This window comes from Streptococcus mitis (genome assembly GCF_965111725.1).
GTDB lineage: Bacteria > Bacillota > Bacilli > Lactobacillales > Streptococcaceae > Streptococcus > Streptococcus mitis_DV.
The window spans coordinates 855,402-866,644 of record NZ_OZ217341.1; the positions used below are offsets into that span (position 1 = coordinate 855,402).

Consider the following 11,243-nt stretch of genomic DNA (forward strand, 5'->3'; position numbering starts at 1 on the left):
TTGTGTCTTCTTGCTATTTTTTTGGTATAATAGTAGAGAAAAAGGTGAACAAATGAAAAAAATACTAATTGTAGATGATGAGAAACCAATCTCGGATATTATCAAGTTTAATATGACCAAGGAAGGTTACGAAGTTGTAACTGCTTTTAACGGTCGTGAAGCGCTAGAGCAATTTGAAGCAGAGCAGCCAGATATTATTATTTTGGATTTGATGCTTCCAGAAATTGATGGTTTAGAAGTTGCCAAGACCATTCGCAAGACAAGTAGTGTACCTATTATCATGTTGTCGGCTAAAGACAGTGAATTTGATAAGGTCATCGGTTTGGAGCTTGGGGCTGATGACTATGTAACCAAACCTTTCTCCAATCGTGAGTTGCAGGCGCGTGTTAAAGCTTTGCTGCGTCGTTCTCAACCTATGCCAGTAGATGGGCAGGAAGCAGATAGCAAACCTCAGCCTATCCAAATTGGGGATTTAGAAATTGTTCCAGACGCCTACGTGGCTAAAAAATATGGCGAAGAACTAGACTTAACCCATCGTGAGTTTGAGCTTTTGTATCATTTGGCATCGCATACAGGTCAAGTCATCACGCGCGAACACTTGCTTGAGACTGTCTGGGGTTATGACTATTTTGGTGATGTCCGTACGGTTGATGTGACTGTACGACGTCTGCGTGAGAAGATTGAAGATACGCCCAGCCGACCAGAGTATATCTTGACGCGCCGTGGTGTAGGGTATTACATGAGAAATAATGCTTGATTTACTGAAACAAACCATTTTTACCAGAGATTTTATCTTTATCCTGATTTTGTTAGGTTTCATCCTTGTTGTGACCCTCCTATTACTGGAGAATAGACGTGATAATATTCGGTTGAAGCAAATCAATCAAAAGGTTAAAGATTTGATTGCAGGAGATTATTCCAAGGTTCTTGATATGCAAGGTGGGTCTGAAATCACCAATATTACCAATAATTTGAATGACTTGTCGGAGGTTATTCGTCTCACTCAGGAAAATCTAGAACAAGAGAGTAAGAGACTAAATAGTATCCTGTTTTATATGACGGATGGGGTTCTTGCGACCAATCGTCGGGGTCAGATTATCATGATTAACGATACAGCCAAGAAGCAACTGGGGCTGGTTAAAGAAGATGTTCTGAATAGAAGCATTTTGGAATTGCTCAAGATAGAAGAAGACTATGAATTGCGTGATTTGATTACCCAAAGTCCAGAATTGTTGCTAGATTCCCAAGACGTCAATGGCGAATATCTGAGCCTTCGAGTTCGCTTTGCCTTGATTCGTCGAGAGTCTGGCTTTATTTCAGGTTTGGTGGCTGTTTTGCATGATACGACGGAGCAGGAGAAGGAAGAGCGCGAACGGAGACTCTTTGTTTCCAACGTTAGTCATGAGTTACGGACTCCTTTAACCAGTGTGAAATCTTATCTTGAAGCCTTGGATGAGGGAGCTTTGTGTGAAACTGTAGCACCAGACTTTATCAAGGTTTCTCTTGATGAAACCAACCGTATGATGCGCATGGTGACCGACCTCCTTCATCTTTCACGGATTGATAACGCCACCAGTCACTTGGATGTGGAACTGATTAACTTCACTGCCTTTATTACCTTTATCCTCAATCGTTTTGACAAGATGAAAGGACAGGAAAAGGAGAAAAAATATGAGTTGGTGAGAGATTATCCTATCAATTCTATCTGGATGGAAATTGATACAGATAAGATGACGCAGGTTGTCGACAATATTTTAAATAATGCCATTAAGTATTCGCCAGATGGGGGTAAAATCACTGTCAGAATGAAGACAACTGAAGACCAGATGATTTTATCCATCTCAGACCATGGTTTAGGCATTCCTAAGCAGGATTTACCACGTATCTTTGACCGTTTTTATCGTGTGGATCGTGCTAGAAGTCGTGCACAAGGTGGTACAGGTTTGGGACTGTCTATTGCCAAGGAAATTATCAAACAACATAAGGGCTTTATTTGGGCCAAGAGTGAATACGGTAAGGGATCAACCTTTACCATTGTGCTCCCTTATGATAAGGATGCAGTGAAAGAAGAAGTATGGGAGGATGAAGTAGAAGACTAGAATGAGTGAAATAGGCTTTAAATACAGTATTTTAGCGTCGGGTTCCAGTGGAAATTCCTTTTATCTGGAAACCCCGAAAAAGAAGCTTTTAGTGGATGCGGGCTTATCTGGTAAGAAAATCACCAGCCTACTTGCTGAAATAAATCGCAAGCCAGAAGACTTGGACGCCATCTTGATTACGCATGAGCATTCAGACCATATCCATGGAGTGGGCGTTTTGGCTCGCAAGTATGGTATGGATCTTTATGCCAATGAAAAGACCTGGCAAGCTATGGAAAATAGTAAATATCTTGGCAAGGTGGATTCTTCGCAAAAGCATATCTTTGAGATGGGCAAAACCAAAACCTTTGGAGATATTGACATCGAGAGTTTTGGTGTAAGTCATGATGCAGTCGCACCGCAGTTCTATCGCTTTATGAAAGATGATAAAAGTTTTGTCCTTTTGACAGATACAGGTTATGTTAGTGACCGTATGGCGGGAATTGTCGAAAATGCGGATGGATATCTTATCGAGTCCAACCATGATGTAGAGATTTTGCGAGCAGGATCTTATGCTTGGCGGCTCAAACAACGAATCCTATCGGATCTCGGTCATCTTTCTAATGAGGACGGTGCTGAAGCTATGATTCGCACCTTAGGAAATCGCACTAAGAAAATCTACCTAGGACATTTGTCTAAAGAGAACAATATCAAGGAGCTGGCTCACATGACCATGGTCAACCAGCTAGCACAAGCTGATCTGGGAGTTGGAGTAGACTTTAAGGTTTATGATACCTCACCAGATACCGCAACACCATTGACAGATATATAGAAAGAACGCTGAGAAGGTGTTCTTTTTATATTGACTGAACACCTAAAAAGTAATACAATAGTGTTACCGTTAAAAAAGGGAGTACAAAAGATGGCTACTATTACATTAAAAGTTTCTGAAGCTGATAAAACATTTATGAAAGCAATGGCTAAGTTTGAAGGAGTTTCCCTGTCGGAACTGATCCGCACCAAAACTCTCGAAGCTCTAGAAGACGAATACGATGCTCGTGTGGCAGATTTAGCCTATCAAGAGTATTTAGAAGACTTGGAAAAAGGAGTTGAACCCATTACTTGGGAAGAAATGATGCACGATTTAGGCTTGGAGGATGAATAATTTGTATAAATTAGTTCCAACAAGACGTTTCATCAAGCAATTGAAAAAATTGGACCGTTATACGCAGAAGCTAATTACAAACTATTTACAAACCAATGTTTTGGAAGACCCAAGACGACACGGAAAGGCTTTGGTTGGTAATCGCGTTGGTCAATGGCGCTATAGAATTGGCAATTATCGAGTTATCGTACAAATTGTAGATGATGAATTAGTCGTTGCTACTCTAGAAGTTGGTCATCGGAGAGATATTTATTGAATTACTTTTTTCCAAGTAAATTTTCATTCTTTATACTCAATGAAAATCAAAGAGCAAACTAGGAAGCTAGCCGCAGGCTGTACTTGAGTACGGTAAGGCGACGCTGACGTGGTTTGAATTTGATTTTCGAAGAGTATTAAAATATGATATAATAGGGCTTACAATATAAGAGAGGTTGCTTATGACAATAGATATTAGTGAAGAAAGTTTATCTAAAGAATCGGATGACTTATTAAAAATTCTTTTAAAAGATCGAACGACCAAGAAAAATATTGTTTGGGCTACGCATTCTTATGAATTATTAGGAAAGGGATTTGCTCCAAGTAATCGTATCACTCCGAGTAGGGTGACAGGAGCCTATGCAAACTTGATTCAACCCAGATCAGAAAAGTCTAAGTATGAGCAAAAAGACCGAACTAAGATTAGAGCCGAAGTTTTTACGCCAACTTGGTTAGTTGAAAAGCAAAATGGTTACGTGGAAGCTAAACTTGAAACTCTGAATCTTGAAGATTATATCCAAGTGCTTTGGCTAGAAATTACCTGTGGTGAAGCACCCTATATGGTAACGCGATATGATACGGTAACTGGTGAGGAAATTCCATTATCTGAGCGTGTTGGGTTTGTAGATAGAAAACTGCAAAGGATTAGTCGTGAAGTTTCTGATGAAGTAACCTTCTATGAACTTTTAAAAAAAGCTTACCGAGCTTCTTATGGTTATGAGTATCAAGGAGATTCTCTCCTTTTGGCGCGTGAGAATCTTTTGGCGACATTTGAGGACTACTATCTTGCTAAGACTGGAAATCAACCAACATTAGAGCAAAAGAAAGAGATTGCGACTATTATCTCTTACAATGTCTTTCAGATGGATGGACTGAAAAAAACCAGTCCTTATTCAGCTAAACAAAAGCAATCTCAACAACTAAGCTTGTTTACAGATGAGCTAGAAATTCAAGAAGTAGAAGAATCTAAAACCCAAATCAAAGACTGGAAAAAGAATAAAATGATAGGTTTTGAGCGCCTATCAAGTGAGGAAAGTGAAATGAAATTTGATGTCGTGATAGGAAATCCGCCTTATCAGGAGGAAATTGAAGGGGCGAATACTCAGACAAGGCCTATTTATCATTTCTTTATGGAGGAATCTTATAAAATTTCAGATAAAACTGTGCTAGTGACCCCAGCTAGATTTCTTGCGAATACAGGAGGAACTCCCAAAAAATGGAATCATAAAATGTTAAATAGTAGACATTTAAAAGTTAAATTTTATGAATTAAAGAGCAATAAAGTTTTTCCTGGGACTGATATTAAAGGCGGTGTTGTCATCACTTATCATGACAAAAATAAAGATTTTGAACCAATAGAGACATTTATCTCTGAGCCTTTACTTGATAGTATCTATAGAAAAGTTAAAAAGTTGCAAGAACCATCACTATCAGAAATTATGTTTGGCTCAGATAGTCACAAGTTGACAGACATTATGTTTGAAGATTTTCCGGAACTAATCTCTAGAACTGATTCAAGTCACAGAAAAGCTGTTTCTACAAATATTTTTGAACGATACCCTGAGGTATTTAAAGATAAAGTAGATTCAAATACAGAATACGTTCAAATAATTGGACGAGAGAAAAACGGGCGCTCTGTAAAATATCTAAAAAAAGAATACTTACGAGAGCATCCTAACTTGCTCTTTTGGAAAATTATTTTACCTAAAGCTAACGGAAGTGGTGCTTTAGGTGAAGTGCTTTCAACACCCCTAATCGGGGAACCCCTAATCGGGGAACCCCTAATCGGGTATTCTCAGACGTTTATATCTATTGGAAAATTTGACACAAAAATAGAAGCAGAGGCTTGTTTTAAGTATATTAAAACTAAATTTGCTAGAGTTATGTTAGGTATTTTGAAATTAACGCAAGATAATCCTCCAGCAACTTGGGCCAAAGTCCCACTCCAAGACTTCACGGTCAATTCGGACATTGATTGGACACAATCAGTGGCTGATATTGACCGCCAGCTTTATCAAAAATATGGTCTTTCTCCAGAGGAAATTGCCTTTATTGAGACACATGTAAGGGAGATGGATTAGAAAAGTATTTTTATTTGACAAATAGCGCTCAGTGATCTATAATAGATACATAGGATTAGGTCAGGAAGCATACGATGCCCTGACCCTTTTTATTTTATAGGAGATAAGTTTGAAGGAACATAAAACATTTAATCAACAGTTAACAATCTTAAGAAATAGGGGTGTTGTAGTACCAACGAATGGGAAGCCAAAGAGATTTTTAGAACAAGAAAACTATTACAATGTTATAAACGGTTATAAAGATTTATTTTTAGTAAAGGACAGCAATAATCGACCTGTTGAACCTGAAATTTATCAAAAAGGAACCCACTTTAACGAACTAAAGGCCTTGTTTTTATTTGATAGAGAGCTAAGGATATTATTATTGAAATATTTATTGATATTCGAAAATTCAATAAAGACCACAGTTGCATATGAATTCTCTAAAAAACACCCTCGTAAGAATGCTTATTTAGATATTGCAAATTTTGTAGACAATGATCCTAAAAAAGTTCTTCAACAAATCTCTATCTTAACCAAGACGATTCATGATAAGGTAGATAGAACTGGCGCTATTAAACATTACATTGAGGAACATGGGGAAGTACCACTTTGGGTTTTAGTTAATTTTCTTACAATGGGAAACATTGCTAATTTTTACAATATTTTAACGGATAGTACAAAGAATATCATTGCAAAATTTTATACAGATAAATATAGAATACAAAATAAAGACAATACATTTAGACTATCTAGTGCAGATTTAAGTGCATGTTTGAAAGTGGCTAATCTAGTTAGAAATATCTGTGCACATGATGAACGACTGTATAATGTTAATTTAAGAAATGTCAGAATATCTCAAATAGCAAATCATTTTGGGATAAGGAGATATGATAATAAACGTTTTATAGTGGTTATTCTATTTTTAAAAATTGTACTTGATAAGAAAGATTTTCAAAGATTATATAAAGCTTTAATGAATCTATTCAATCAGTATGCTGATGAATTTAAAACTGTAGTGTTTGATGACATTTTAAACACGATGGGAATCGATTTAACAGAGTTAGAAAAATTATCTTAGTTCTTTAAAAAAAGGAATACTTATGCCAGTAGAAATTAAAACCACTAAAGAGATTCATCCTAAAATCTATGCCTACACCACACCGACAGTAACCAGTAATGAAGGCTGGATTAAGATTGGGTATACAGAACGTGATGTCACACAACGTATCAAGGAGCAAACGCATACAGCTCATATAGCTACAGATGTCTTATGGACTGGTGATGCAGCTTATACAGAAGAGCCTGATAAGGGGAAAACTTTCAAGGATCATGATTTCCACCATTTCTTGTCTTTCCATGATGTAGAACGTCGTCCTAAGACGGAATGGTTCTATTTTAATGGAACTCCTGAAAAATCTAAAAATCTATTCGATAAATTTGTTCAGCATGATTTGTCTGGTTATCAACCTGGAAAAGGACAGGACTATACTCTGCGACAAGAGCAAGAAGAAGCAGTTGCTAAGACATTAGCTTATTTCCAAGAACATGCTGGAGGCAAATTTCTCTGGAATGCCAAACCACGATTTGGTAAAACCTTGTCTACCTATGACCTAGCTCGTCGAATGGAAGCTGTTAATGTCCTAATTGTAACAAACCGCCCTGCCATTGCTAACTCATGGTATGATGATTTCGAAACATTCATAGCAGGTCAAACGACTTATAAGTTTGTTTCTGAATCAGACAGCCTTAAGAGTCGTCCAACCTTGTCACGAAAAGAATTTGTTGGTATTTTAGATGACGATGTAAGACAACTTGCTTTTATCAGTCTTCAAGACTTGAAAGGCTCTGCTTATCTAGGTGGAGAGCATAACAAACTTAAATGGGTTACAGATCTCCACTGGGATTTATTGGTTATCGATGAGGCTCACGAAGGAGTTGATACCTTTAAGACAGACCAAGCTTTTAATAAGATTCGACGGAATTTCACTCTGCATTTGTCAGGTACACCATTTAAGGCATTGGCCAAAGGAGATTTTACAGAGGATCAAATCTACAACTGGTCTTATGCGGATGAACAGTCTGCTAAATCGACTTGGTCTTCTGAGCAAGAAGAGGAAAATCCATATGAAACCTTACCTCAGTTAAATCTCTTTACCTATCAAATGTCTCAGATGATTGGTGAGGAGTTAGAAAAAGGTGTTCAACTGGATGGCGAAAATATCGACTATGCTTTTGACTTGAGTGAATTTTTCGCCACAGATGATAAAGGGAAATTTATCCATGAGCAAGATGTCAGAAATTGGTTAGATACTCTATCGAGCAATGAAAAATATCCATTTTCAACTAAAGAACTTCGAAATGAACTCAAGCATACTTTTTGGCTGTTAGAACGTGTAGCCTCAGCTAAAGCTTTAAAAGCTCTACTAGAAGAACATCCCATCTATGAAAATTATGAGATTGTGTTAGCTGCTGGCGACGGGCGTATGTCTGAGGATGACGATAAAGTCAAACTCAAATCCTTAGATTTGGTTAGAAAAGCGATAGCAGAGAATGACAAAACCATCACCCTATCCGTCGGTCAATTGACGACAGGTGTCACTATCCCTGAATGGACGGGCGTATTGATGTTATCAAATTTAAAATCACCTGCACTTTATATGCAGGCCGCCTTCCGTGCTCAAAATCCTTACTCATGGACCGATAACAAAGGAAATCACTTTCGCAAAGAAAGAGCCTATGTATTTGACTTTGCACCAGAAAGGACCTTAATTCTCTTTGATGAGTTTGCCAACAATTTATCGCTTGCGACTGCAGGAGGCGGCGGGACTTCGACAACTCGTGAAGAAAATATTAGAGAATTATTAAACTTCTTTCCAGTTATTGCCGAAGACCGTGCTGGTAAGATGGTTGAAATTGATGCCAAGGCAGTTCTAACCATCCCTCGTCAGATAAAAGCTAGAGAAGTTCTTAAACGTGGCTTTATATCCAATCTCTTATTTGATAATATCAGCGGTATTTTCCAAGCTAGTCAAACAGTTCTAGACATTTTAAATGAACTCCCAGTTGAAAAGGAAGGGAAGTTACAAACATCATCTGAACTATTAGACTTTTCAGATGTTACAGTAGATGATGAGGGGAATGCAGTAGTAGACCATGAAATCGTAGTGAATCAGCAAATGCGACTTTTTGGAGAAAAAGTCTATGGACTCGGTCAGTCTGTTGTTGAACTGATCACTAAGGACGAAGATAAAACTCAAAAGCAACTAGTCAATGACTTGAGCAAGACAGTTTCTTCAGTGATTGTAGAGGAATTGAAAGTTGGATATGATGACCTTAAAACTCGAGAAGCAGATCACATCAAGAAACAAATTACAGCAATATTTGAGAATGAAATTCGAAAAAATGAGATAGAACGTAAAATTTCTGAAGCTCATATCAAGGAAGAGTTGAAAGAACAACTCAAGGAAGCAAATGATAAGGAGCAAAAAGATAAGATTCAAGAAGATTTGGATAAACGTTTAGAAGAAAATAATCTTATTCACAAAGAAAAATTAGAACAAACACTCAAAAAAGAAGTGGAAAAAATGCCTGAGAAATTTATCGAACAAGTTGAGATAAAACGTGTTGAGCAGCTGAAAAAATCAGCCCAAGATGAAATTCGGGACCATCTTCGAGGATTTGCACGAACAATTCCAAGTTTCATCATGGCCTATGGCAATCAATCTCTAACACTTGATAATTTTGATGCCTTTGTTCCTGAACATGTTTTTTATGAAGTAACAGGGATTACGATTGATCAGTTTAGATATTTGCGAGATGGTGGGCAGGATTTTGCAGGGCATCTCTTTGATAAAGCAACATTTGACGAAGCTATTCAAGAATTTCTTCGCAAGAAAAAGGAGTTGGCGGATTATTTTAAAGATCAAAAAGAAGACATTTTTGACTATATTCCACCGCAGAAGACCAACCAAATTTTCACTCCTAAACGAGTGGTGAAAAGGATGGTGGATGATTTGGAAAAGGAAAATCCAGGGATTTTTGATGATCCATCTAAGACTTTTATTGATTTATATATGAAGTCAGGCCTCTATATTGCAGAATTGGTTAAACGCCTCTATAATAGTGATGGTTTGAAACAATTATTTCCAGATTCTGAAAAACGTTTGAAGCATATTTTAGAGAATCAGGTTTATGGATTTGCTCCGTCTGAGATTATCTATAATATCTCGACTAATTTTATATTTGGCAATTTTTCTAAATATATCAGTAGGAAGAATTTTGTTTTAGAAGACACTATTCCAGCAGCTAAAGCAGGAAGAATTCAGGAGTTGGTTGATTCCTATTTTGAAAATAATTAAAAAGAAGGCCGAGTCAAAATTCTTTGAAATCAGAAAAAACGCATAAGATAAGGTATTGACAATCCTTGGTATTATGCGTTTTATTGTGGGAAGATGTATAATGGATTGAAATAAGATATGAACAAATCGATTAGGAAAGGAAAATTGATTTATAGAAATATTTTAGCAGTCGATACGTACTGTTATAGATTCAATGAACTATAAAATCTGAAGAAAGCAATTTTTAACCAGATCTTAGAAGCAGTTGTGTACTACTCTAACTTCAACCTACTATAATACAGAAAAAAAACAACTCCCTGATAATTCAAGGAGTTGTCTATAGTTAAATTAGTTTTTAGAAGCTTCTTGGAATTCTGGGTTTTTCCATGCTTCGTCAATGATAGCTTGCAATTCTTTTGCAGATGCTTGCATTTTTTGAGTTTCTGCGTCGTTCAATGGGATATTTACTGGACGAACGATACCATGTGCACCAACAACAGCTGGTTGACCGATAAAGACGTTCTCAACTCCGTATTGACCTTCTTGGAATACTGAAAGTGGAAGTACTGCGTTTTCATCGTCAAGGATTGCTTTAGTGATACGAGCAAGGGCTACTGCGATACCGTAGTATGTTGCACCTTTTTTGTTGATGATTGTGTAGGCTGCGTCACGAACACCTTCGAACAATTCAATCAATTCAGCTTCTTGAACATTTTGAGTGTCTTTAAGGAATTCTTCAAGGTTTACACCAGCGATGTTTGCGTGTGACCAAACAGCGAACTCAGAGTCACCGTGTTCACCCATGATGTAAGCGTGAACTGAACGAGCATCCACATCCAATTTTTCAGCAAGTGCTTGACGGAAACGAGCTGAGTCAAGTGAAGTACCTGAACCGATAACGCGTTCTTTAGGGAAACCAGAGAATTTCCAAGTTGAGTAAGTCAAAACGTCAACTGGGTTAGCAGCAACAAGGAAGATACCTTTGAAACCAGATTCAACAACTTGAGTTACGATTGATTTGTTGATAGCAAGGTTTTTACCTACAAGGTCAAGACGAGTTTCACCTGGTTTTTGAGGCGCACCTGCAGTGATCACAACAAGGTCAGCGTCTGCACAGTCAGAGTATTGAGCTGCATAGATTTTTTTAGGTGAAGTGAAGGCAAGGGCGTGGCTAAGGTCAAGCGCGTCACCAACAGCTTTTTCATGCAATTGTGGAATTTCGATAATTCCAAGCTCTTGTGCAATTCCTTGGTTAACCAGTGCAAAAGCGTAAGATGAACCTACAGCACCATCTCCGACAAGGATAACTTTTTTGTGTTGTTTAGTTGAAGTCATTGTTCTAAAC

At 37.6% G+C, this 11,243-nt stretch carries 9 protein-coding genes; 8 read left to right on the forward strand and 1 reads right to left on the reverse strand.

The features are described 5' to 3' along the window. Positions 1 to 52 precede the first annotated feature (52 nt). The 8 genes from yycF (at position 53) to ACLV7Q_RS04300 (ending at position 9,919) form a co-directional block, all read left to right on the forward strand. Positions 53 to 757, forward strand: a complete 705-nt coding sequence (yycF, locus tag ACLV7Q_RS04265; RefSeq protein WP_050259789.1) for a response regulator YycF — start codon at positions 53 to 55, stop codon at positions 755 to 757. Continuing rightward, entirely contained in the window at positions 750 to 2,099 is a 1,350-nt protein-coding gene (gene vicK / locus ACLV7Q_RS04270; RefSeq protein ID WP_176139155.1) for a cell wall metabolism sensor histidine kinase VicK, read from the forward strand. The genes yycF and vicK overlap by 8 nt, the downstream gene beginning before the upstream one ends. 1 nt (position 2,100) lies before the next feature. After that, a complete protein-coding gene (locus tag ACLV7Q_RS04275; protein WP_054384038.1) occupies positions 2,101 to 2,910 on the forward strand; it encodes an MBL fold metallo-hydrolase in 810 nt (269 codons plus the stop codon). Positions 2,911 to 3,000: 90 nt separating this feature from the next. Then, complete coding sequence (gene relB / locus ACLV7Q_RS04280; RefSeq protein WP_050223090.1) at positions 3,001 to 3,243, forward strand: type II toxin-antitoxin system RelB family antitoxin; 243 nt, start codon at positions 3,001 to 3,003, stop codon at positions 3,241 to 3,243. A gap of 1 nt (position 3,244) precedes the next feature. Further along, positions 3,245 to 3,499 (forward strand): type II toxin-antitoxin system RelE family toxin, encoded by a 255-nt coding sequence (locus ACLV7Q_RS04285; protein WP_001809704.1) that lies wholly within the window; start codon positions 3,245 to 3,247, stop codon positions 3,497 to 3,499. Positions 3,500 to 3,680: 181 nt separating this feature from the next. After that, on the forward strand, positions 3,681 to 5,579 hold the full coding sequence (locus ACLV7Q_RS04290; protein ID WP_218757739.1) for an Eco57I restriction-modification methylase domain-containing protein: 1,899 nt from the start codon (positions 3,681 to 3,683) through the stop codon (positions 5,577 to 5,579). Between the two features lie 109 nt (positions 5,580 to 5,688). Then, positions 5,689 to 6,639: an Abi family protein gene (locus ACLV7Q_RS04295; protein ID WP_000658132.1), complete on the forward strand. Its 951-nt coding sequence runs from the start codon at positions 5,689 to 5,691 to the stop codon at positions 6,637 to 6,639. A gap of 22 nt (positions 6,640 to 6,661) precedes the next feature. Further along, entirely contained in the window at positions 6,662 to 9,919 is a 3,258-nt protein-coding gene (locus tag ACLV7Q_RS04300; RefSeq protein WP_218757740.1) for a DEAD/DEAH box helicase family protein, read from the forward strand. Positions 9,920 to 10,246: 327 nt separating this feature from the next. Here the strand turns inward: ACLV7Q_RS04300 and ACLV7Q_RS04305 are convergent, their stop codons facing one another. Then, positions 10,247 to 11,233 carry an L-lactate dehydrogenase gene (locus ACLV7Q_RS04305; protein WP_000204727.1) on the reverse strand — a complete coding sequence of 329 codons (987 nt, stop codon included), beginning with the start codon at positions 11,231 to 11,233 and terminating at the stop codon, positions 10,247 to 10,249. Positions 11,234 to 11,243 lie beyond the last annotated feature (10 nt).

Coding starts and splice junctions, on each gene's coding strand:
- vicK (WP_176139155.1), top strand. CDS start 750: ATGCTTGATTTACTGAAACAAACCATTTTTACCAGAGATTTTATCTTT.
- ACLV7Q_RS04275 (WP_054384038.1), top strand. CDS start 2,101: ATGAGTGAAATAGGCTTTAAATACAGTATTTTAGCGTCGGGTTCCAGT.
- ACLV7Q_RS04305 (WP_000204727.1), bottom strand. CDS start 11,233: ATGACTTCAACTAAACAACACAAAAAAGTTATCCTTGTCGGAGATGGT.
- ACLV7Q_RS04290 (WP_218757739.1), top strand. CDS start 3,681: ATGACAATAGATATTAGTGAAGAAAGTTTATCTAAAGAATCGGATGAC.
- relB (WP_050223090.1), top strand. CDS start 3,001: ATGGCTACTATTACATTAAAAGTTTCTGAAGCTGATAAAACATTTATG.
- ACLV7Q_RS04300 (WP_218757740.1), top strand. CDS start 6,662: ATGCCAGTAGAAATTAAAACCACTAAAGAGATTCATCCTAAAATCTAT.
- yycF (WP_050259789.1), top strand. CDS start 53: ATGAAAAAAATACTAATTGTAGATGATGAGAAACCAATCTCGGATATT.